Source organism: Novosphingobium sp. PY1 (assembly GCF_017312445.1).
In the GTDB taxonomy this organism is placed as follows: domain Bacteria; phylum Pseudomonadota; class Alphaproteobacteria; order Sphingomonadales; family Sphingomonadaceae; genus Novosphingobium.
The window spans coordinates 1-20,398 of the sequence record NZ_BLTI01000016.1 but is presented as its reverse complement, the minus strand read 5'-3'; the positions used below and the strand labels follow the sequence as shown (position 1 = coordinate 20,398).

Genomic DNA, 20,398 nt, shown 5'->3' with positions numbered 1-20,398 from the left:
GGCAAGCCCTACGGCCCCCGCGACGAGACAGGTTCGGACCCGGGGGGAGCTGGGGGCGCGGTCCTCGCCTGCCTCAGCTCATTGGCGTGGCGTGTAAGCCTTGCCGTCGCCGAGGAAGCGGCGCGTCGACTCGCGTGCCTCGCGCGCGATCTGGCCCCGCTGCGCCTGCTCGACCGATTCCGCCCGGAACTGCGCCGCCATCATTTGCTGAAGCTGGAGCTGCTGCTTGGCGGTGAGCGCGAGAAGCTGGTTCGTGGCCTGCTGCGCCTGAAGCGAGCCTTCCGCGCCCTGGCTGCGCGCGACGATGTCGGCGAGCGCCTGCGTGTCGCTCCGTACGTTGTCGACGATGCGGTTCTGGACCCCCATCGTCTGGCGAAACGCGGACATCGCGGTATCGAGTTGATCGCGTGCGCGAGCCACACGCTGATCGCGGCGGAACACCTGATCGAACTCCTGCGGGTAGAGCTGGCGGAAGCGCTCGTCGAGCTGATCGATGCGGAAGTCGACGCCCTGCGCCTGGCCCATGAGCTGGTCGATCTGCTGGAGGCGCTGGCGAAGCTCCTGAAGTTGCGGGAAATCGATCCGGGACAGGTTCTTGCCCTGGTTGATCAGCATCTGCGCTTCGTTCTGGAGACTCTGGATCTGGTTGTTGATCTGGGCAAGCGTGCGCGCGGCGGTGAGCAGGTTTTGCGAATAGTTCGATGGATCGAACACACTGAGCTGGGCCGCGACGGGCGTCGAGGTCAACGCGATGCCGATACCGAGCGAGCCGACGGCGCCGAGCGCGAGAGCGGAGAGGCACGCATATTTGCGGATAGGGATACGGGGCACGGGAAATTACTCCTTGTCTTCTGGGGGGCGGGCGGCAGGGTGACGCCCAAGCAGGTCGGCCGCCCAATCGAGGCCGGCTTGGGAGAGAAAGGTCGCGGCGAAGTCGGCCTGGCCCTTTTCGGCCAGCACCGCGTCTATGCGCTTCTGGCTGTCGGGATCGGACGCGCCGCACAACGCCAGCGCGATCGGGCCTAGCCCAAGCTCGAACAGCCGGTTGCCGCGCGCTGATTGCAGATAATATTGCCGCTTGGGCGTCGCGCGGCTGACCAGTTCGATCTGGCGCGCGTTGAGACCGAAGCGGACGTAGACCGTCTGGCCCTGCGGCTCGATCGCCCGATCATTGGGCAGCAAGATGCGCTGCGGACAGCTTTCGATGATGGCCGGCGCGATCGTGCTGTCGGCGATATCGGCTAGGCTCTGTGTCGCGAACACGACGCTGACGTTCTTCTTGCGCAGCACCTTCAGCCACTCACGGATGCGCGCGGCGAACAGCGGGTGGTCGAGGAACACCCAGGCTTCATCCAGTACGAGAAGCGTCGGCCGCCCGGTGAAGCGCTCCTCGAGACGATGGAACAGGTAGGTCAGCACGGGCGCAACGACGCCCGCCTGCCCCATCAGCGCTTCAGTCTCGAAGCACTGCACGTCGGCGATCGCTAGATCGTCTTCGGCGGCGTCGAGCAGGCGGCCGAACGATCCTTCGAGCGTATAGGGCGCGAGCGCCGATCGCAGCGGTGCCGATTGCAGCAGCAGCGACAGGCCGGTGAGCGTGCGTTCCTCGATCGGGGCGGTCGCGAGATTGGTGAGCGCCGACCAGACGGCCTCCTTGATCTCGGGTGTGACCAGTACTTTCTCATGGGCGAGCAGCGCGCCGATCCATTCGGTCGCCCAGGCGCGTGCGTTGGAGCGATCGATGTGGCGCAGCGGCTGGAAGGCGATCGTTCGCCCGCCCACGTCATCGGCATGACCGCTCTCACCGCCAAGCCCGAGCGCGTGATGCGCGCCGCCCATCGCCAGCACGGCCGCGCGCGCCGAAAATCCCTTGTCGAAGACATAGACCTGGGAGTCTGGATATCGCCGGAACTGAAGCGCGAGCATTGCGAGCAGCACCGACTTTCCGGCCCCGGTGGGTCCGACGATCAGCATATGACCGACGTCGCCGACATGCGTGCTGAGACGGAACGGCGTCGAGCCGCTGGTTTCCGCATAAAGCAGCGGCGGACCGTCGAGGTGCGGATTACGCGCCGGTCCTGCCCATACCGAGGACAGCGGCATGAGATGCGCGAGATTCAGGGTGTGGACGATCGGTTGCCGGACGTTCGCATAGACATGGCCCGGCAGGCTCGACAGCCACGCCTCGACCACATTCATGCCCTCGCGGATGCAGGTGAAGCCGAGCCCGTTGACGATGCGCTCGACCGCGCGGACCTTTTCCTCGACGCGGGCGCGGTCGATATCGGCAACGGTGATCGTCGTCGTCAGATAGCCGAACGCGACATGATCGCCGCCGAGCGCCTGCAAGGCGAGGTCGGCATCGACCACCTTGTTGTCGGCATCGCTGTCGAGAAGCTGGACCGGCTGGTTGTAGATGACTTCGCGCAGCAGCGCGGTGATCGACTTGCGCTTGTTGAACCACTGCCGCCGCAGGCGAGTGAGCGCTTTGGTTGCGTCGGTCTTGTCGAGCGCAATGAAGCGCGTCACCCAGCGATAGCCAAAATCCTCATGGTTGAGTCCGTCGAGGATGCCGGGACGGCTCGCGTTCGGAAATCCGAGGATGGTGAGCGTCCGCAGATGCTCGTCGCCGAGCATCGGTTCGAGCCCGCCGGTCAGCGGCGTGTCGGCGAGCAGCCCGTCCAGATAGATGGGCGTTTCGGGCACGGCGACGACATGGCGGCGCGCGGAGATCGCACCGTGGAGAAAGGTCAGCATTTCGCTGTCGCCGAGCGCGCGCACCTCGGGCATGAAGCCTCTGAACAGGTCAAGCGCACGATCCGTCTCGGCGATGAAGCCGGCAAGCGCTTGTCGCCAGTCGCGGCCCTTCGCGTCGTCGCTGCGCTCGATCAGCGCTCGGCCCGCCGTGTCCGCCTGATCGGGCGGAGGCAGGAGGGTGAGCGTCAGATAATAGCGGCTCTCGAAATGCGCGCCCGCGCTTTCGAACGCCGCGCGCCGTTCCTCATCGACCAGCCACGACGCCGCATCGGGAAAGCTGCTGTCGGGATAACCCAGCGCTTCGCGCCGCTCGGCCTCGAAATGGAGTGCCCAGCCCGAGCCGAAGCGCTTCAGGACATTGTTCGCCCGCGCGCAGGCGGCGACAAGCTCGGCTTCGGTGGCGGATTCTAGATCGGGGCCGCGGAACCTGAGGACGCGCAAAAAGCTGCCGTCCTTGTTGAGCACCACGCCGGGCGCGACAAGCGCCGCCCATGGAAGATGATCGGCGAGCCGGTCGGCCTTCTGACGGTATTCGCGCAGATTCAGCATGACAGATGCCCCTTCTGGCGAAGGTGGCGGACAAGGACCGGGGCGAAGTCGGGATCGCGCTTGGCGGCGAACACCGCGAGAGTGTGCCCGAACGCCCACATGGCCAGCCCGGCGATCCACTGCTGGAGACCGAGTCCGAGCGCGGCCGCGATCGTACCATTGACGATCGCGATCGCTCGCGGCGCCCCGCCAAGCAGGATCGGCTCGGCAAGCGCGCGGTGCATCGGCGCCTCGAACCCCTCGATATGGCTGGCGCCATAGGAATTTGGCGCGTTCACGAGATGAGCGCCCCGCCGCCGAAGCTGAAGAAGCTGAGGAAGAAGCTCGACGCCGCAAACGCGATCGACAGGCCGAAGATGATCTGGATGAGGCGCCGGAACCCGCCTGCCGTCTCGCCGAACGCGAGCGTCAAACCGGTGACGATGATGATGATCACCGCGACGATCTTGGCGACAGGACCCTGGACCGATTCGAGGACCTGCTGAAGCGGTTCCTCCCACGGCATGCCCGAGCCGGCGGCCTGCGCGGTGGCGGCGAGCGCAAGCCCGAGGCCGATGGCGGCGCCGGTGAGGAAGATGCTCCGACGATCGGGAATACGGGCAGGAATACGGGACAAGCGCATGGTCATTCTCCTTGGGGTTCGAGGGCGTGGTCGGGAGTAAGGTCGAGGACGGCGTAGCCGCCGTCGGGATCGAGGCCGGCGACGCGCGCGATCGTGTCGACGCGGCGCGCGAGGCCGCGCCCGGCGATGAACACGATCATGTCGATGGCGTCGGCGATCAGCCGGCGCGGAACGGTGACGACGCTTTCCTGCACGAGCTGCTCGAGCCGGTAGAGCGCCGACACTGCCGAATTGGCGTGGACGGTTGCGATGCCGCCCGGATGCCCGGTGTTCCAGGCTTTGAGCATGTCGAGCGCTTCGCGCCCGCGCACCTCGCCAACGACGATGCGATCGGGGCGGAGCCGCAATGTCGAGCGGACAAGATCAGCCATCGTGACGCCGCCGGCTCCGGCAGTGCCAATCGTACGCGTGCGCAGCCCCACCACGTCGGGCGCGGCGCATTGCAACTCACGCGTGTCTTCAATGATGATGACGCGTTCGTCGAGGTGCGCCATCTCGGCGAGCAGCGCGTTGGCAAGCGTCGTCTTGCCCGAACTGGTGCCACCCGCGACCAGGATGTTCTTGCGCTCGACCACGGCCATCGACAGCAGTCGCGCCGTGTCGGCGGGCATGATGCCGTCCCGCACATAGTCGAGCAAAGTGTAGATGCGCGCCGCGGGCTTGCGGATCGAGAAGCACGGCGCGAGGCTGACCGGCGGCAGGATACCCTCGAACCGCTCGCCCGCGCCTTCGCCGTGCGGTGGCAGCTCGGCTGACACGATCGGCGCATTGCCATGAACCTCTGTCCGTGCGTGGCTGGCAACCAGGCGGATGATCCGCTCGACCTGCGCGGGCTCATATTTGGTGCCGGTATCGATCCGGCCTTCGCCGAGTCGATCAAGGCGCAACACGCCGTCCGGGTTCACCATGATCTCGATGACCACCGGATCGGCCAGCGCTGCGGCGATGGTCGGCCCCATCGCGGTGCGCAGCATCGCGCGCCGACGCCCTGCGGAATTATCGGAGCCGAAAAGCGTGTCGCTCATCGCCCACCTCCATTGTCTTTCGCGGAGGCAGCAAGCGTGCGCTGGCCGCTGGCGAGCGCTTCGCCGACGCGGGCAATGAACGCCTCGAAGCGGTCTCGGCCGATCGCACGCGCCGCTTCGTCGGCTTCGGCCAAAGGGGCCTGCACCATCAGTTCATAGCGGATGAACAGCGCCAGGCTCTCGAGCAGCACATGCCCGTCACGCTCGACACGCCCCAGCGCGAGCGACATGCGATCGAGCCGCTGGCTGAACTTGTTCTCCAGCTCGCTCGCCGCCTGCCGGTTGAGCCAGGCGGTGAGCGCGTCGGTGAGGATCGCCGATTTGGACGCGCCGGGCTGGCTCGCCAGCGCCTCGAAGCGGTGGCTCAGATCTTCGGGCAGGAAGAGCTGGTAGCGGACGCGGTTGGGTTTGATCGCGGCCATTGTCAGAAGTCCGGCAGCATGTCGGCGCTGCGACCCTGATTGATCGCGTGAGCGCGGATCAGCGTGCCGGTGGCGCCGGCGCGGTCCATCGCGTGCTTGTCGGCGATCGTGTCGGTGTCGTCGCTGTCCAGGCCGAGCAGGTCGAGCTGCTTTGGCGGCTCGGGTTTTTTGGCGGGTTCTTCGCCGAGGCCGGGGTGGCGCTGCTGTTGCAAGCCGCCGTCCTCATCCGCCTTCGCATCGTCATCGGGCTTGCCGAGCCGGGTATCGGGCGCGCGGACCAGTCCGCTCCAGTCGTTGGGGCGTGCCTGCGGCCGGTCGGGATAGTCTCCGGGCGCGGGCTGCGGCGGCGGTGCGATCCGCTCGCGGAAATTGCGGTCCTCGTAATAGCGCAGCTTCCTCGCGCGGATCGGGGCCATGCCGGAGACAAGGACAAGCTCATCCTTGGGCGGGAGCTGCATCACCTCGCCGGTGGTCAGGAGTGGCCGGGCGGTCTCCTGCCGGCTGACCATGACGTGCGCCAGCCAGGGCGCGAGCCGGTGGCCGGCATAGTTGCGCATCGCGCGCTGTTCGGTGGCGATGCCGAGCGCGTCCGAAATCCGCCGCGCCGTGCGCTCGTCGTTGGTCGCAAACGCGACGCGGACATGGCAGTTGTCGAGGATCGAGTTGTGCTCGCCATAAGCCTTCTCGATCTGGTTCAAGGACTGCGCGATCAGGAAGGCGCGCACTCCATAGCCCGCGAGAAAGGCAAGACTGGTCTCGAAGAAGTCGAGCCGCCCCAATGCCGGGAACTCGTCGAGCATCATCAGGAGCTTGTGCTTGCCCGCCCTGGCGGGATCGGCATCGAGCTTTTCGGTGAGGCGGCGGCCGATCTGGTTGAGCACCAACCGCACCAGCGGCTTGGTGCGGCTGATGTCCGATGGCGGGATGACAAGGTAGAGCGAGACCGGATGGCCGGCCTCGACGAGATCGGCGATCCGCCAGTCGCAGCGCGATGTCACCGCGGCGACGGTCGGGTCGCGATAGAGCCCGAGAAACGACATTGCGGTGGAGAGGACGCCGCTGCGCTCGTTCTCGCTCTTGTTGAGCACCTCGCGCGCCGCCGAGGCGACGACGGGATGGATCTGCGGCGCATCCTTCGTGCCGAGGTGATTGGTGGTCATCATCCGCCGGAGCGTGGCGGTGAACGGCCGCTGCGGGTCCGACAGGAATGTGGCTACCCGTGCGAGCGTCTTTTCTTCCTCCGCATAAAGGACGTGGAGGATCGCGCCGACCAGGAGCGAATGGGAGGTTTTCTCCCAGTGGTTGCGCCGTTCGAGCGCGCCTTCGGGATCGACCAGGATGTCGGCGATGTTCTGGACGTCGCGGACCTCATGCTCGCCGCGCCGGACCTCCAGCAGCGGGTTGTATTTGGCGGAAGCGGGATCGGTCGGATTGAACAGCAGGACGTGGGAGAAGCGCGCGCGCCAGCCGGCGGTGAGCTGCCAGTTCTCGCCCTTGATGTCGTGAACCACGGCGCTGCCGGTCCAGCCAAGCAGTGTCGGTATGACCAGCCCGACGCCCTTGCCCGAACGGGTTGGCGCGAACGCCATGATATGTTCGGGGCCGTCATGCCGGAGATAGCGGCCGCGCGAGCGGCCCAGGAATACGCCGGCATCACCGTAAAGGCCGGCCCGCTCGATCTCGTTCGGCCTGGCCCAGCGCGCCGAACCATAGGTGGTGACGTGACGCGACTGCCGCGCGCGCCAGAGCGAGCCTGCGATCGCCGCGCCGCAGCCGATGAAACCGCTCGCGCCGGCGAGCGCGCCGGCCTTGTCGAAAACATGCGGCGCATAGGCATCGTAGTGATACCACCAGGGGAAGAGCGCCCAGGGACGATAGACCGGCGTGCTTCCAGCCATGAACCAGGCCGGACCAAGTTCGGGCTGGTAGGCGAGCATCGCCGCCGCCCATTGGGTCGCCGCCCAGAGGCCCGCGATCACGATTGCGAACACGACAAGGATCTGGCCGATGAGCAATTTGGTCGGGGTCACGTTGAAGCTCCCGCCCATACCGCCGGATGCGGTCGGGGCGCGGCTTCAAGACTCGGCTATGGGCCGCCCGAAATGAACGGAGCCGCTGGGGGCTGGTGGGTGACCGAAGGAGATCACTCGTCGGCGACTGACTCAATATTCCAGCTCTGTTCTTTTGATCGAGCTATGACCCGAGTTGATGATTCTGCCCTGTCGTTGTCCCTCGAGGTGGCACTGACCACCACACCGCACCGCCGATGACCCGCTACACCCTGCAAAAATCCGAGCTGCAAATTCGGGCTTGCGTGTCGGATTATCAGACATTATATCGCATTTAATGTAGTGAAATCGTGCGAGGCATGCATGGCGACAATCGCTCCTCCGCAGCCCGCGGCAACCGCGTTTCCCAAAGCCGACGCCATTAGGGCGTTGGTCGACGAACTGCTGCAAGTGGCCAGGGCTGAGGCACAGGTGCGCGGAATTGCCCTGCCTCCGGAAAACCCGAAGATCATCCAGGCGCCCGTGCCACTCGACTCCTTGTCCGTGGTCGACACGCTTTGCGCGGTGGAGCAGGTCCTCGACATCGAGCTTCGCGACAGCATCGTCCGCACCGGCGGCTACAATTCGATCGAGAAGGCGATTGACGACCTCCTCCCTAAGATCGAACGCGTCTGGGTTAAGAAGAAAGGGTCGAAGCCATGACCAATCTCGCACTCCGCCAGGAAGGCGACGAGCAGGAGCGGCGGCGCTTGGGCGACCGTCTGCGCGAAGCACGGAAATATCTCGGCCTCAAGCAGGAAGAAGTTGCTGCCTATCTCAAGATTCCCCGGACCGCGCTTACCGATATCGAGAATGGCCAGCGCCGCGTTGAAGCGATCGAACTGACGCGGCTTGCCCGTCTTTACCGCCAGTCGGTGGCCTATTTTACCGGCGAAGACGAGGCCTCCGCGAGCCTTCCCGCCGATGTCGCCCATCTGGCGCGACGCGTTGCGGCCTTGTCGACTGAGGACCGGGCCGAGCTGAGCCGGTTTGCCGAATATCTCCGCTCGCGGTCTGGCGGCGAACGGAGCTGATCGATGGCGTCGGATTATGCGAGCGCGGTTCGCGCTGGTACGATGGCAGCGGGCCGCCTGCATCGCGAACTCGATACGCGCGCACTGATCGAGACCCAAGGCGGCAGCGTCGATGTCTTCGGCGCGATCCATGCCGTGGGTCTACCCTTGCTGCTTCGTCCTCTGAAAGGCCTGCTCGGCGCCTATCTCAGCGCACCTGCTCCTGGCGTTCTCGTCACGACGGAACGACCGATGAGCATCCAGCGCTTCACGGCCGCGCACGAACTCGGGCATTTTTCGATGCGACACGAGCCGAGCCTCGACGATGAGAGCATCCTGCGCCGGATGCCGATGTCGCCCGAACCGGGAAACAACTTCGAGGAAACCGAAGCCGACGCCTTTGCGATCGCCTTCATGATGCCGAAATGGCTGGTGCTCGCGCACAGCGCGCGACAAGGATGGCAGATCGATCATTTCCGGCGCCCCAATGTCGTCTATCAGCTCTCGCTGCGGATCGGCGCCAGCTATGAGGCGACGTGCCGCACCCTGGTTCGCTACAATCTGATTTCGCCATCGGTGATGACCGACCTGCTCCGGACGCAGCCGCGCAGCCTGAAGGTCGATCTCCTCAAGGACTATCGGCCCGACAACTATCGCGGCGACGTCTGGCTGCTGACCGAGCGCGATGCCGGCTCGCGGATCGATGGCAGTCGCAATGATCTTTTCGTGCTGCAGCTCGAAGAACATAGCGGCGGTGGGTATCTCTGGGATCTCGACCAACTGATCGCCAGCGGCTTCGCCGTCGTTCGAGACGAGCGTGAGGCAATCGACGGCGATGGCATCGGTGGTCCCGTTGTCCGCCGTGTCACCGCGGCGCCCGATGCGCCGCGGCGCGGCCGCATGTCGCTCGACGAGCGGCGGCCGTGGCAGCCTGCGCCGGCCCTCACCAGCCTGACGCTCGATTTCGACCTCACCGGCCCGGAACAGACGGGCCTGTCGCGCGCCGAACGGCGGCACCTGCTCGAGGCCGCCTGACGCCCCATGATCGATATCGTCCGTGACCTTCGGCCGCTGTTCGGGCCTGCGCGCGATCAAGGCGCGCGGCCGACATGCCTCGCATTCGCCGCGAGCGACACCCACGCCGGGCTTCGCGACGGCTGGGCACCGCTGTCGTGTGAATTCGCCTTTTATGCCGCGCAGAAACGGGCGGGCAGACCGCCGACGAGCGGCGCACTGCTATCCACAATGCTGGACGCGCTACGGCTCGATGGCCAACCCGACGAGAAAGGCTGGCCGTATCTGGCAGCGGTTCCAGCCGATCATCGACTGTGGACGCCGCCGGCGACCGTTGGCCCGCTCTATGGCCGCAACGGACAGAGGGATGGAACCGACCTGTCATCCATCCTTGCCGCGCTGGATCGTGACACGCCGGTGCTCATGCTGACGATGCTGTCACGGTCTTTCTTCCAGCCGCGCGGTGATGGCGTCGTCGATCCGGCGAACGACGAACTCCCCGAGCCAGCGCAACGGCACGCGGTCGTCGCGGTCGGGCATGGAACCGTGGACGGCACCCCGGCCATTCTCATCCGCAACAGCTGGGGACCAGGTTGGGGCTTGGAAGGCCACGCCTGGCTTACTGAGCGCTTTCTAGCGCCGCGCCTTTTCGCCACGGCAAATTTGACGGAGGAAGTCGATGTATCTTCCCATACCGCCGCAGCCTGACTGCGTTGCTGGCTGGCGCGAGGCGGTCCGGCTCGTCGACCTCGCCACCGGACACCAGGCGCAGAATGTCGTCATCTCCGTGGCCGAGCCGACTGCGCGCGCAACACTCGCCGATCCCGTCGTGGCGGAAGTCGATGCCTTCCTTTCGGGCCATGGCAAGAAGCCCATCGAGACGGTCGCCAACACGATTTTTCCGGCAGCGCTGTACAGGCGCTACGGCGCGCCGCAATTCTTCGACCGGTTTCGCGACAACGTGCTGCCGAAGGTCCGGAGGTCGGGCGCTTGGTCGGGCTATTATTTCGAACGGATGATGGAATTGCCCCGCGCCGACGGCCAGCCAATCAATCAAATCTGGGGCATCGTCGAGCGCCTGCGCAACCCGAACGTCCGAGCGCTCAACAAATTCGAACTGCTGATCTTCGACCCCGCCCGCGACGTGAATGACTCGCCCTACGGCGGTCAGTGCCTGAGCTTTGCCAGTCTCAAGCTGATCGGCAAGGGCGACGATCGTCGCCTCGGCATGACCGCGCTCTACCGCAATCACTACTATATCGAAAAACTGCTCGGCAATCTGATCGGCCTCGGCCGTCTGCTCGAATTCATCGCCAAGGAAGGCGGGGTCGCGCTGGGTCCGCTCACGATCGTCTCGACCAACGCCACGGTCGACACCGCCAACTGGAACCGCGGCGATCTTAAGCAACTCTTTGAACGCTGCGATCAGGCGAGCGCACATCTCCGTGCTGCGGCGTGAGGCGCGCCCAACGGCAGTTCTAGCGGCTCATCGTTGTCATCCGCGACACCGTACAGGCTGAACATGCCCTCGATGAACTCGCGCTGCCCGCCGTAGCTCGGATGGCGGACCGCGGTGGTCGGAATGTCGAGACCGTCCAGCGCCAGGTGAGCGTCGCGCCCGATCGCGACGATCTGGCGGGGCCGGATCATTGACACGAGGGCTTGCAATATCGGCCAGGTCGCCTCGCGCTCGCTTCGCGTGTGGCATCGGTTCGACATCGGATCATCCGCTTCATGGGGATGGAACGGGAAAACGTTCCAGAGCATGACAGGCTGACCGATCCGCTCTAGCACACGCCAGACGATCGCCGCGGTGCGCTCCGCCACGGCGGGTCCCTGCGTCGCACGTTCAAATGCGATGCCGCCCATCAGCGTGCCGGCATGTCCGAGGTGAATTTCGTCGGTCAGCGGTACGCCCGTACGCCGCCCCCCGCGATAGCCGAGATCACGCGCGATCCAGATCGTTTCGACGCGATGATCAAGCGCCGCGGTGAGCAGCATTTCGAGATTGTCGCGGCGCCGGGCGGCGGCGTCGCTGCGGTCATGGACCGTGCAGCGATCGCGCCAGGGATTGAACACTGAGGGAAGTTCGGTCGCCGCCAGGGTGGACACAAAGGATTTCGGGGTCATGACGGCAATTCCTTGATACGCAGGCGGCGATTGGCGAAGTCGATCAGGACGCGGCCGCGCCGATGCTCCTGAAGGAAGCGGAAAGCCGTATAGCCCTGGAGGATCGCTTCCTCCCAAAGCCACAGCGGACAGCGTTCTGATTCGTAGCCGGCGACGAACTGGCGGACATGCTTCAGCATGTCCAGCGGAAGGCCACCGCGCTTCACGTTTTCAAAGTACCGGAGTTGCTGCGCTTGTCCGAAAATCCAGGAAGTTATGCCCTCTTCGATGAGAATCGCCCGAGCACCGTCTTCGGCGTCGTCGAGTTTCGGATCGCTCTTGCGCTTGAGACGGAGCAGCGCACGCAGCACTGGCGACCAGCCAAGCACCGCGACATAAGCGTAGTGAAAGACATCGTGGAAACGATAGTCGTCGGGTTCGAGCGCGTTGTCGGTGAGCCGGTCGCCGACATACACACCGCTTGAGCGTTGATACACGAATGTCTGCCCGCGAACGGTGCGTTCATAGACGTCGATCGCCATCCGCCGCGGCAATTGCTCTTCTGGGTCGAGCGCCGCATCGGTCGGCGCCGGATAGATGCGCTCGCGCGGCCAGCGATCGAAGATCTTGTGAAGATTCTTCACGGCGGCAGCCTCGATGGTAACACCGGATTCGTTTGCCGCCTGGATCAACCGGCGCATGACCGCGACCAGCCGGCCCGCGAGTGCTTCGCGGTCCTTCGCAAGACCGCCCGCCTGGAAATCGTTGATGAGCAGCCCAACGTCGCCTGCCAGCGCGAGCAGGCTATGCTCGAACTGCGGCATCGGTGCCTTGGCAAGCGGAATGTGCTGCGGCTGCAGCGCATGGAAACTGAGCGTTTCGTTGCCGCCCGTCTGCCATTGTCCGCCGTTTGTCGCCGCGGCGGCAGCGATGTCGCTGAGCGCCATGCGGCTGCGCCGTGCGATCGCCGCCAGATACCAAAGGACGTCACCAAGCTCTTCCGCGACGGCGTGAGCGTAACCCAGGTAGGAGGCATCGTCGCGCTGCTTTTTCTTGGCCTCACTGAGCAAGCTGCCGACTTCGCCGAAAAGGCCAAGCATCGAGAAGCCCAGTGCGCGGCCACCGCTGCGTTGATCAGTCCGCGCGGCCTGCTTCGCATAATCCGCAACAGTGAGAGCTTCGAAATCCTCGCTCATCGCCTGCCCTTCCGGCGATCCGATATCGCGTCTGCGGGGACGCTCACGCCATAGGCTTCAAGTGCCCGCAGTACGATCATCCGGATCGGCTCGCGGGAATCGAGCGACCGTTGACCGAGATCGCGTTTCGTAACGGCAGGAATCTGCACCTGAAGATGCTCGTCGCCGACATCGGTTTGCGCTGCGATATTTTTCATGAATCCATGAAAACATAATTTCATGAAAATAGAAAGCCCGAATCCTCCGGATCAGGAGACGCTCGGCCCGCTGCGCTGCCGCCCGAGTGTCCAGTTGATCCCGCCGTCGCGCATGATGCCCGAGACCGATTTACCGACATGGCGATCGAGAACAGAGCGCCACGGCACCAGCGTGAAATCGCGCGACCGTTCGATGAGCGCATGGCGACCACTCGTCATCTCGACTGCGCGCACGAGCCTGCCTTGAACAGCCTCCCCCTCTCTGGCCTCGGCGAACGGAACGCCTAACTTGTCGGAGAGCTGGCGGGCGACACGCAGCAATTCTCGCCGCTGGAGCGCGGCGAGCATCCCTCGCCGATAGACCGTCTGCCCATCCTGTTCGTCTGCAAGCTGTTCGGTGATCAGCCATTGCCGTCGCATCGCCTGCGCTGAACGAACCTCGTGCCCGAACCCAGCATCGCGCACTGGCACCGGCGCTTCGGCGACCAGCTCGCGATCGAGCCAGGTCGCGGCATCGGTTCCCGGTAATTTGTCGAGCGGGATCGCCGACAGGGTTTCAATGGCAACGGGGTGGTCGCGGAACTGCATGGCTTCGAACCTCTCGACCCTGGCGAGATGGTCCGGCGCGATGATCCAGCTTCCGTCGGGCTCGCGCTCGACGACGCCCGAGATTTTTCGCATCGCTTCAAGCCGCCGGACATGCGTTTCGGCGAAGCGTTCGCTGGCGGTCGGATCGTGCTTCAGATGGGCGTCGATCGAATAGCGCCCGCCGTTCGCCGCCGCGATCTCGTCGATCGTCCGATCGACGGCGCGAATGCCGCCCTCGCGTGGCGCGATCCGGACGATGGCATTTTCGGGGATCGTGTCGACCAGCTCGCCCTTGCCGATCTCGGCATAATGGGTGCGCCCGTCGATGCCGTCGACCAGCAGATAATGACGGTCTTCATGTTCGTCGGCGAGCCCGCGCATCACGACGCGGCCGATGATCGGCGTCGCCTCCTTCGCGACCGGGTCGTAGATGACGCGATCGACCGCAGCACGATCGAGCTTCCGCGCGGTCAGCTCGCGCTGCATGGTGCGGATGATGTCGCCGCGCTCGCCGATCTGGCGCAGTGTGTTCGCAAGGTCGGGCTCAAGCCGCCAGGTGCCGTTGCCGACATGCGAGGCGAGTCCCATGCGCCCGAGTTTCTGCAGGCGACCGACGCGAAGCGATTGCTGGAAGGGATCGCCATCGCTCGCGCTGACCAGCCGCGCGGTATCCATGTCGCGGATCAGCCGTCTGTCGATCGCGGTCAGCCGCTCGGCACCCGTATCGCTGCGAAGCCGCTCTTCGATTTCAAGGTCGGTGCGCGGCCCCAGGTCGAGGTTGACGATCTCGATCGCCCGCTGCCGGCTCCCGTGCGAGATATACTCGCGCGCGATCAGCAGATTCTCACCCCGATCGTTTACGCCGCGCACCACGATATGCGTGTGCGGATGGCCGGTATTGAAATGGTCGACCGCCACCCAATCGAGCTTTGTCCCAAGATCCTGCTCCATCTGCGTCATCAGCCGGCGCACGAACGGCTTCAAGTCGGGATACTGGTCGGCGTCCTCGGCCGACACGATGAACCGGAACTGGCGGCGGTCGCCGTCACACCGTTCGAGGAACGCCTTGCCATCGGCGACGTCGCTGTCGGGCGAGTAGAGCGCACCAGCCTCGCCCTCACGGGTCACGCCGTCGCGCTGAATATAGCGAAGGTGCGCCTTCGCACCGCCCATGCCTTTCCCGCCAAGGCCGACAGGCCGTATCTTGACGATCACGCGGCGCGACCGGAACGCGCCCAATCGGTCGCGCGATCTGAGCACCCGCGCAACACTCGCGCCGCGCCCGATCCGGCTGCCGTCGAAACGGCCGCGCCTGCCCGTTTTCATGCCGGCCCGCTTTGCCGCTTTCACGACGCGGCTCAGGTAGCGCTGCTCCTTGCCCCGGCCGCGCATCCGGCCCAGCTGCGGTTCGAACTCATCATCGCGCATAGCGGCGTCCTTCCATGCCGGAATGACGCTCCCCGCCGATAAGAATGGCGCGTCCTCGCCAGAGCGCAAGGAGTCTCGCGATTGGGATCGGAAAAGCCCAGAAAACCGCCACTCCTGGTAACCCTGTCTCGCACTCAAAGGGCGAGTCTCGCAAAAGCCTTCAAAAAACGATGTGCAGACAAACACTTACAAAATCGCGAGATTTTGCCTCTATCTTGCCATCGAGCCCGACTGCCACCTGCCGCCCCAGACGCCCGCTTTGCCTTCCCGCCTTCCCGATCAAAAAAGGGGAGCGGCGCCATGCGGCACCACTCCCGCGAACCTGCCCCTTCAACAGCGCATCGCCTTATTGCCAGCCTGCCTGTTCGGCCTGACGCAGCGCCCGATTGCACCGCTTCAGCCTCTTCTCAGCGGCCCTTAATTCGGCTTCGATCTGCCGCCGTTCTCCCGCGTCATCGCACCATGAAAGCTCCGCGCGAAGCTCCTCGATCTGTTGTTCAACCGACATCTCATCCTCCTGATACAAGCGAAAGATGAGCCATCGCCCGGCGGGGAGCGGGCGGGGTCAACCACCGCGCAGCGGCCGCGAAGCGGGCGACGGGGGAGCCGATTTTCTCGTCGCCGGAGTGGAGCGAAGCGGAACGCAGGTGGCGTGAAAATTGGGGGAACCGTCGATGGTTGAGGCGGTCCGTTCGCCGCCGGATACTCGGTGCTTGCTGAGCGGATTTCTTCCTCTCTGCAGGCCCGCAAGCGCGTTCCGGTGCAGGAAAAGGCCCACGCCAAGCCCTCAAGGCATGAGGAAAGCCCCGCGCCGGGTGACCGGCGCGGGGCCGATCCGGCTCAGTCGCCGGGGTTCCAGATAACGGCGAACGCGTCGTCGTCGTCCTGCCCGGCGGCGCGGCCGAGATTGGCGTAGAGGGTGCGGCCGCCAAGTTCGGGGGCCGACATGGCGAGGCGGACATATTCGCGCTGGCTCACCTCGCCGGTGCGGATCCAGCCGCCGCCCAGTTCGACGCCGTTCGACAGCACGCGGTAGTCGGGCTGGTCCCCGGTCTTACTGCGGTTGGGGATGATGGCGATCTCGGCATTGACCGAAAGCGTCTTCAAGGCGCCCCGGAACGAACCGTCGTTCTGGCGCTGGACATGACCGATTGAGGGCATTTCTCGTCTCCTTGCACATTCGCCCGACCCGATGCCGGGCGATGGGCGGACCGAAGGGACGGCCCTTGAGCGCGCTGCGAACCGCAGGCCGAAGCGAAGCGGAGGACCGGAAGCGCGGGGCTGATTTGGAGCGAAGCGGCCGCGAGGAGCGCCGCCAAAGCGGCGCGGGGAAATCAGTTCCGCGCGATGGTTTCGCGAGGCGCGCGGCCGTCCCAGGTCATGCGCCCAAGGAGCCGGCGACGGGTTGGTGAGACACGAAAGGACGAGATGCGCGCGCGGACAGGAAGCCCAGTCCGGCGTCTTTCCGGGAAGCCATGATTGCTTTCGCGGCCACGAGGCCGCGGCTATAGCCTCACGGCGATGAACGAAGGAACGACGATTGCGGGGCAGATCGAACGGCTGATCGTGCGGCTGGACGGCGCGGCGGTGTGCGATGCCTGCGTGACTGACCGGCTCAACCTGTCGGTTACCGCACAGGCCAATGTCGTCACCTGCGCGCTCGGCGGCACGCGCGGATTCGAGCGGCAGAAGGACGAATGCACGTTATGCGGAAGCGCCCGGACGGTGATCCGCCGCACCGCCCGGTAGGTCAGGCGGCAGGGGTTTTCGGCACGCGAGCGCGCAGTGCGGCGCGATTTGGGCTAGTTGCCGTCGCCCGCGAGCGCGCGCGACAGCGCCTCGTTGGTCGCGTCGATCTCGATGCGGTCTGCGAAAATCGCGCACCAGCCGCCACCGAACTCCCCGATGCGGGGCTTGGAACAGGTCATGGCCCATTCAAAGCCGATCGGCCCCTTGGCGAGCGTTTCGGGGCAACATCGCTGGATCACCACCGCGATGGCAGCGGCATCGAAATCGTCCATGCTGGCGAAACACACGATCCGCGCGGATGGATCGTCGGGGCAGGTTTCAGCGATGAAATCGGCTCCGATGGTGGGAAATTCGGGATCGTTGAACGCCTCGCGAAACCCGCTCCACCGCGCGTTCGCATCGTCCGGCGGAAAGGCTGCGAGCAGCGCCGCGCTCGGCGGATCGGGCGCGTCGTCATTCGCTAGCGCGTAGCCAGCGTTTGCGACTTCCTCGATCAGCGCGCACTCGGCGGCGGTGCAGCGAAAGGCGAAGCTGCCCTGAATCCAGATGTCAGCCATTGCTCGCCTCCTCCCGTTCGGGCGTGATGACAAGCGGGGGCACCGCGAAGTCGGCCGCATCGAAATGCGCGATGATCGCCGCATAGCTGCCCAATCGCTCGGCGGTGCAGCGCCCCATGAGGATATAGTCGTCCTCGTCGGCAGCGTAGCTTTGCGGTTCGCCGCTGCCGGTGAACACGGTGCGTTCCGCACCCCACTGGCAGGCATAGGCGCCCGACCAGCGCGCGAAGAAAAGCCCATGCGCGATGCAGAAGGCTTCGAGTCCCTCGAACCGCCCCCAGGCGACCTCGTGCGCCATGAGCGCCAAGGGCTCGCCCTCGGGCAGATCGCCGAGCGCGAAGGGTTCGCCGTCCCATTCGGTGGACAGCCCTTCGTTCGCGATGGCCTCGGCGAAGGCGGGAAGCTGGCTGGCGGGGAGCGTCCCGCCGATGGTGATGGATGCCGAAACACGGTCGGCCATGACAAGTCTCCTGTCTGAAATCCGCGCCGCGAGGGCCGCTTGCGGCCGAGCGGCGCGGCGATTTTATGGGGGACGGAACGGGCGGCGGGTGCGCCGCCGCCCGTCCAGTTTCATGCGGCTTCGCGCTCGGGCTGTTCCTGCGGCTCGGCCTTGGCAGGGGCCGGAAGCGCAATCACCGCGCCGGGGCCGGTCGGTTCCGGCTCGCGGTCGGGGCGCGCCGCGAGCACCTTGGCATGAGCCGCGACGGTGCCGACGCCGCCGCGCGCCGTATAGGTAGCGGGCGGGAACGCCATCCATTTCGGCACCCAACCCTCGACCTTGGGCCGCCCGTTCGCACCCTCCAGATGGTCGCGGACGATGCGCTTCAAGACCTTGCCCGGTTCCTTCGCATTGGCGGCGGCGACAGGTTCGCCCGCCACCTCGGCGACGATGCGGGTCAGCACCTCCTTGTCGCGGACACACTCGAAAAAGGCGTCGTCGGCCTGCCAGTAGCGGGCCATATCGACGCCGATCTCGCCGCCGACCGCCTCGATGGCGGCGCTGCCGCTGGCGAGTGTTTCGCCCATGACGATGACGATCACGTCCATTACGGCGCGGTCGGGCACGTCGAGCAAGCGCAGGAACACGCCGACCAGTCCGAAGTCGTCGCCGTTGCCGCCTGTGACGGTCGGTTCCTCGGGCGAGAAGCCGAGAAGGTCCAATACGGCGCGGCGCTTCGCGTCGAAGTCGGTTTCCGCGCGGCAAGTTTCGACGCTTTCGCGCACATCGTCGTTGCGCGCGGTCTGCGGCTCGGGCTTGACCGTCCACAGTGGCGACCCGACGATGACATGGGCGACCATCAAGCGCAGCGCGACCTTGGGATGACGGGTCAGCGAGGCGCGGACAGCGGCATGACGGTGCAGGTTGATATAGGTCTGCATCGTGCTCGTCACTTCGGGGCGCGGCACTTTGGGGCCGGTTTCGATTGCCTCGCCGCGTTCGAGCCGCTTGGCCTCCTTGCTCGTCACATAGCCTTCGTGGACCTCGACCTCGCCGCTTTCGCGCACATCTATATACACGCGCCCGCCCTTGCGCTTGGGTGCCTTGGCGAACTCATAGCGGTAGAAATATTCGCCGGGCGGGACGATCACCACGTCGAACCATCCGGCATCCAGATAGTCCTCCTTGCGCGCGTCGATTACGGCGTTCTGCGCGGTCCAGAACGCGTCGGCATCTGCAAAATAGCGGTCTTCGCCGAACAGATCGGCGACGATCGCAAGGCCGCTCGCATCGACGTCGAACAGGGCATGTTCGACCTTGATCGACTGCCCGCCGAACAGCCATGCCTTCAATTGCTGGCCGGTCGGGCAATAGGCGTCGTCATCGTCGTAGAGCGCCAGCCATGCCTTCTGCTGCTGCTTGCTCGCCAGCGTCAGATGCCGGACGGTCGCCGCGTTGATCTTCTCCTTGCGGTAAAGATCGCGGATGCGCGGAAGCAGGTTGCCGAGCGCTAGGATACGCTTCACGCCAAGCTCGGGAATGCCGAACGTCGCGGAGATATCCGCAATGTCGCGGCCCTCCTTGACCAGCCGTGCGAAGGTTTCCCATCGCGTCACCTCGTCGGGATCGAGCCGGGTGTTCTCGAGAAGCGATGCCTCGATGGCGTCGGCGTCGTCCCCGGCGTCGAGGATGGCGACGGGAAGCGGGCCGTGGTCGATGCCCTCGACAAGCGCGATGGCGTTCGCCGTCCAGCGCCGCCGCCCGGCGACGATTTCGTGGACGCCATTATCGTTGCCCGCCTGCGGGCGCACGATCAGCGGCACGATGACACCGCGCTTGCGGATCGAGGGCAGAATGTCGCCCACGTCCGGGGGCTTGGGTCCGTGCCGCATGTTCACCTTGGACGGAACCAGCTTGCTATGGTCGATAAAGTCGAGTTTCATTGGTCTGCTCCTTCTGGAGCGCCGGTCCCGTTTGTCTTGCTGGATGGGCGGGACCGGCACTCAATGCGGCGAAACGCGCCGCGCGTCATCCGGCCCCTCGATCATCAAGAGGCGGCGGAAGCTCGTTGCCGTTCCGGCTATCGGTGATGCGGCGAAGTTCGGCTTCGGCCAGAACGATTGCACCCATGCGCCGCGCGGTATCGGACCATAGCGAAAGCGGGGCCAGCGGCTCGAAATGCTCGTCGCGCTCGATGAACAGGCCGAAGGGCAAGCGGACGCCCGCAATCTCGGTAAGCGAGAACACGCCCATTTCCGGGCATCCGAACCCCAAGTCGGCGAGGCCGAACAGCGTGTCTCCATCGTCGTAAAGCTCGGTGGCGATCCACGTCGCCGCGCCGACCGGATTGAAGAATTTGACCACCGGGAACGGGTCGAACCGTTCGTCGCGCTGCTCGTGGAGGCGGCTGGCGCGCGCATTCGCGCGCAGCGCCGAAAGGATCGCATGGGGGAGCGTAATCATGCCGCTTCCCTCCCTTCGTCCTGCGTCTCGGCGTAGCGGGCAAGCAGCCAATCGGCGGCCTTGCTCGCCTGACTGGCCGCGCGAAAGATCGCGCGATTGTCCTCGCGCAGCACGTCGAGCCATGATGCCAGATAATCGGCGTGACGAACGGTCGGCACGATGCCGAGCGCGGCGCAAAGGAAGGCCGATCCCATCTCTGCGACATATCCTGACAGTCCAGCG

23 protein-coding genes are annotated in these 20,398 nt (G+C 65.4%); 6 read left to right on the top strand and 17 right to left on the bottom strand.

The genetic code is table 11. The annotated features are described in order from the left end of the window. Positions 1-78 precede the first annotated feature (78 nt). Genes trbJ through J3474_RS19730 form a run of 7 tightly spaced genes read right to left on the bottom strand, consistent with a single transcriptional unit; the run spans position 79 to position 7,405 of the window. Positions 79-831: a P-type conjugative transfer protein TrbJ gene (gene trbJ, locus J3474_RS19760; RefSeq protein WP_017499932.1), complete on the bottom strand. Its 753-nt coding sequence runs from the start codon at positions 829-831 to the stop codon at positions 79-81. A 6-nt stretch (positions 832-837) separates the two neighbouring features. After that, positions 838-3,306: a conjugal transfer protein TrbE gene (trbE, locus tag J3474_RS19755; protein ID WP_017499933.1), complete on the bottom strand. Its 2,469-nt coding sequence runs from the start codon at positions 3,304-3,306 to the stop codon at positions 838-840. Next, on the bottom strand, positions 3,300-3,530 hold the full coding sequence (locus tag J3474_RS19750; protein ID WP_051035683.1) for a VirB3 family type IV secretion system protein: 231 nt from the start codon (positions 3,528-3,530) through the stop codon (positions 3,300-3,302). Before J3474_RS19750 ends, trbE begins: the two co-directional genes overlap by 7 nt. A gap of 50 nt (positions 3,531-3,580) precedes the next feature. Then, positions 3,581-3,934, bottom strand: coding sequence for a TrbC/VirB2 family protein (locus tag J3474_RS19745; protein WP_017499935.1), 354 nt, complete (start codon positions 3,932-3,934; stop codon positions 3,581-3,583). Next, positions 3,931-4,953, bottom strand: a complete 1,023-nt coding sequence (gene trbB, locus J3474_RS19740; protein WP_017499936.1) for a P-type conjugative transfer ATPase TrbB — start codon at positions 4,951-4,953, stop codon at positions 3,931-3,933. The genes J3474_RS19745 and trbB overlap by 4 nt, the downstream gene beginning before the upstream one ends. Continuing rightward, positions 4,950-5,375: a hypothetical protein gene (locus J3474_RS19735; RefSeq protein WP_017499937.1), complete on the bottom strand. Its 426-nt coding sequence runs from the start codon at positions 5,373-5,375 to the stop codon at positions 4,950-4,952. The genes trbB and J3474_RS19735 overlap by 4 nt, the downstream gene beginning before the upstream one ends. A 2-nt stretch (positions 5,376-5,377) precedes the next feature. Then, complete coding sequence (locus tag J3474_RS19730; RefSeq protein WP_038292469.1) at positions 5,378-7,405, bottom strand: conjugal transfer protein TraG; 2,028 nt, start codon at positions 7,403-7,405, stop codon at positions 5,378-5,380. 342 nt (positions 7,406-7,747) lie between these two features. On the opposite strand from J3474_RS19730, the gene J3474_RS19725 reads away from it, so the two are divergent. The 5 genes from J3474_RS19725 to J3474_RS19705 are packed head-to-tail and all read left to right on the top strand — an operon-like array spanning position 7,748 to position 10,909. Further along, positions 7,748-8,086, top strand: coding sequence for a hypothetical protein (locus tag J3474_RS19725; RefSeq protein ID WP_017499939.1), 339 nt, complete (start codon positions 7,748-7,750; stop codon positions 8,084-8,086). After that, entirely contained in the window at positions 8,083-8,457 is a 375-nt protein-coding gene (locus J3474_RS19720; RefSeq protein ID WP_017499940.1) for a helix-turn-helix domain-containing protein, read from the top strand. Before J3474_RS19725 ends, J3474_RS19720 begins: the two co-directional genes overlap by 4 nt. Positions 8,458-8,460: 3 nt before the next feature. Continuing rightward, positions 8,461-9,471 carry an ImmA/IrrE family metallo-endopeptidase gene (locus J3474_RS19715; protein ID WP_017499941.1) on the top strand — a complete coding sequence of 337 codons (1,011 nt, stop codon included), beginning with the start codon at positions 8,461-8,463 and terminating at the stop codon, positions 9,469-9,471. A 6-nt stretch (positions 9,472-9,477) separates the two neighbouring features. Beyond that, on the top strand, positions 9,478-10,158 hold the full coding sequence (locus J3474_RS19710) for a C1 family peptidase (RefSeq protein ID WP_017499942.1): 681 nt from the start codon (positions 9,478-9,480) through the stop codon (positions 10,156-10,158). After that, on the top strand, positions 10,130-10,909 hold the full coding sequence (locus tag J3474_RS19705; RefSeq protein ID WP_017499943.1) for a hypothetical protein: 780 nt from the start codon (positions 10,130-10,132) through the stop codon (positions 10,907-10,909). The genes J3474_RS19710 and J3474_RS19705 overlap by 29 nt, the downstream gene beginning before the upstream one ends. On the opposite strand, the gene J3474_RS19700 is transcribed toward J3474_RS19705, so the two are convergent. The 5 genes from J3474_RS19700 to J3474_RS19680 all read right to left on the bottom strand — a co-directional run bounded on the left by J3474_RS19700 (position 10,876) and on the right by J3474_RS19680 (position 16,129). After that, complete coding sequence (locus J3474_RS19700) at positions 10,876-11,580, bottom strand: uracil-DNA glycosylase (protein ID WP_017499944.1); 705 nt, start codon at positions 11,578-11,580, stop codon at positions 10,876-10,878. The two genes, J3474_RS19705 and J3474_RS19700, sit on opposite strands and share 34 nt — an antisense overlap. Next, positions 11,577-12,755 carry a nucleoside triphosphate pyrophosphohydrolase family protein gene (locus J3474_RS19695; protein ID WP_017499945.1) on the bottom strand — a complete coding sequence of 393 codons (1,179 nt, stop codon included), beginning with the start codon at positions 12,753-12,755 and terminating at the stop codon, positions 11,577-11,579. Before J3474_RS19695 ends, J3474_RS19700 begins: the two co-directional genes overlap by 4 nt. Next, positions 12,752-12,976: a hypothetical protein gene (locus tag J3474_RS19690; RefSeq protein ID WP_231726911.1), complete on the bottom strand. Its 225-nt coding sequence runs from the start codon at positions 12,974-12,976 to the stop codon at positions 12,752-12,754. The genes J3474_RS19695 and J3474_RS19690 overlap by 4 nt, the downstream gene beginning before the upstream one ends. A gap of 27 nt (positions 12,977-13,003) precedes the next feature. Further along, on the bottom strand, positions 13,004-14,968 hold the full coding sequence (gene rlxS / locus J3474_RS19685; protein WP_017499947.1) for a relaxase/mobilization nuclease RlxS: 1,965 nt from the start codon (positions 14,966-14,968) through the stop codon (positions 13,004-13,006). A gap of 840 nt (positions 14,969-15,808) precedes the next feature. Next, the gene (locus tag J3474_RS19680) at positions 15,809-16,129 is read right to left on the bottom strand and encodes a DUF736 family protein (protein ID WP_017499949.1); all 321 of its coding nucleotides are present in this window, start codon (positions 16,127-16,129) and stop codon (positions 15,809-15,811) included. Positions 16,130-16,489: 360 nt separating this feature from the next. On the opposite strand from J3474_RS19680, the gene J3474_RS19675 reads away from it, so the two are divergent. Next, positions 16,490-16,717 carry a hypothetical protein gene (locus J3474_RS19675; RefSeq protein ID WP_017499950.1) on the top strand — a complete coding sequence of 76 codons (228 nt, stop codon included), beginning with the start codon at positions 16,490-16,492 and terminating at the stop codon, positions 16,715-16,717. 53 nt (positions 16,718-16,770) lie between these two features. Here the strand turns inward: J3474_RS19675 and J3474_RS19670 are convergent, their stop codons facing one another. The 5 genes from J3474_RS19670 to J3474_RS19650 form a co-directional block, all read right to left on the bottom strand. Then, a complete protein-coding gene (locus tag J3474_RS19670) occupies positions 16,771-17,274 on the bottom strand; it encodes a hypothetical protein (protein ID WP_017499951.1) in 504 nt (167 codons plus the stop codon). After that, positions 17,267-17,734, bottom strand: coding sequence for a hypothetical protein (locus J3474_RS19665; protein WP_017499952.1), 468 nt, complete (start codon positions 17,732-17,734; stop codon positions 17,267-17,269). Before J3474_RS19665 ends, J3474_RS19670 begins: the two co-directional genes overlap by 8 nt. A gap of 110 nt (positions 17,735-17,844) precedes the next feature. Further along, positions 17,845-19,656 carry a ParB N-terminal domain-containing protein gene (locus tag J3474_RS19660; protein ID WP_017499953.1) on the bottom strand — a complete coding sequence of 604 codons (1,812 nt, stop codon included), beginning with the start codon at positions 19,654-19,656 and terminating at the stop codon, positions 17,845-17,847. A gap of 85 nt (positions 19,657-19,741) precedes the next feature. Then, positions 19,742-20,176, bottom strand: a complete 435-nt coding sequence (locus tag J3474_RS19655; RefSeq protein ID WP_017499954.1) for a DUF2958 domain-containing protein — start codon at positions 20,174-20,176, stop codon at positions 19,742-19,744. Next, positions 20,173-20,398 (bottom strand): zincin-like metallopeptidase domain-containing protein (locus tag J3474_RS19650; protein WP_242528504.1); only part of this gene is annotated, 226 nt, incomplete at its 5' end. The genes J3474_RS19650 and J3474_RS19655, both read right to left, overlap by 4 nt.

What these genes read in the sequence shown, in the direction of transcription:
- J3474_RS19690 (WP_231726911.1), bottom strand. Translation starts at nt 12,976, where the DNA reads ATGAAATTATGTTTTCATGGATTCATGAAAAATATCGCAGCGCAAACC.
- J3474_RS19745 (WP_017499935.1), bottom strand. Translation starts at nt 3,934, where the DNA reads ATGACCATGCGCTTGTCCCGTATTCCTGCCCGTATTCCCGATCGTCGG.
- J3474_RS19715 (WP_017499941.1), top strand. Translation starts at nt 8,461, where the DNA reads ATGGCGTCGGATTATGCGAGCGCGGTTCGCGCTGGTACGATGGCAGCG.
- J3474_RS19705 (WP_017499943.1), top strand. Translation starts at nt 10,130, where the DNA reads ATGTATCTTCCCATACCGCCGCAGCCTGACTGCGTTGCTGGCTGGCGC.
- trbE (WP_017499933.1), bottom strand. Translation starts at nt 3,306, where the DNA reads ATGCTGAATCTGCGCGAATACCGTCAGAAGGCCGACCGGCTCGCCGAT.
- J3474_RS19710 (WP_017499942.1), top strand. Translation starts at nt 9,478, where the DNA reads ATGATCGATATCGTCCGTGACCTTCGGCCGCTGTTCGGGCCTGCGCGC.
- J3474_RS19655 (WP_017499954.1), bottom strand. Translation starts at nt 20,176, where the DNA reads ATGATTACGCTCCCCCATGCGATCCTTTCGGCGCTGCGCGCGAATGCG.
- J3474_RS19720 (WP_017499940.1), top strand. Translation starts at nt 8,083, where the DNA reads ATGACCAATCTCGCACTCCGCCAGGAAGGCGACGAGCAGGAGCGGCGG.
- J3474_RS19695 (WP_017499945.1), bottom strand. Translation starts at nt 12,755, where the DNA reads ATGAGCGAGGATTTCGAAGCTCTCACTGTTGCGGATTATGCGAAGCAG.
- J3474_RS19660 (WP_017499953.1), bottom strand. Translation starts at nt 19,656, where the DNA reads ATGAAACTCGACTTTATCGACCATAGCAAGCTGGTTCCGTCCAAGGTG.
- J3474_RS19665 (WP_017499952.1), bottom strand. Translation starts at nt 17,734, where the DNA reads ATGGCCGACCGTGTTTCGGCATCCATCACCATCGGCGGGACGCTCCCC.
- J3474_RS19680 (WP_017499949.1), bottom strand. Translation starts at nt 16,129, where the DNA reads ATGCCCTCAATCGGTCATGTCCAGCGCCAGAACGACGGTTCGTTCCGG.
- J3474_RS19700 (WP_017499944.1), bottom strand. Translation starts at nt 11,580, where the DNA reads ATGACCCCGAAATCCTTTGTGTCCACCCTGGCGGCGACCGAACTTCCC.
- J3474_RS19670 (WP_017499951.1), bottom strand. Translation starts at nt 17,274, where the DNA reads ATGGCTGACATCTGGATTCAGGGCAGCTTCGCCTTTCGCTGCACCGCC.
- rlxS (WP_017499947.1), bottom strand. Translation starts at nt 14,968, where the DNA reads ATGCGCGATGATGAGTTCGAACCGCAGCTGGGCCGGATGCGCGGCCGG.
- J3474_RS19675 (WP_017499950.1), top strand. Translation starts at nt 16,490, where the DNA reads ATGAACGAAGGAACGACGATTGCGGGGCAGATCGAACGGCTGATCGTG.
- J3474_RS19735 (WP_017499937.1), bottom strand. Translation starts at nt 5,375, where the DNA reads ATGGCCGCGATCAAACCCAACCGCGTCCGCTACCAGCTCTTCCTGCCC.
- J3474_RS19725 (WP_017499939.1), top strand. Translation starts at nt 7,748, where the DNA reads ATGGCGACAATCGCTCCTCCGCAGCCCGCGGCAACCGCGTTTCCCAAA.
- trbB (WP_017499936.1), bottom strand. Translation starts at nt 4,953, where the DNA reads ATGAGCGACACGCTTTTCGGCTCCGATAATTCCGCAGGGCGTCGGCGC.
- J3474_RS19750 (WP_051035683.1), bottom strand. Translation starts at nt 3,530, where the DNA reads ATGCACCGCGCGCTTGCCGAGCCGATCCTGCTTGGCGGGGCGCCGCGA.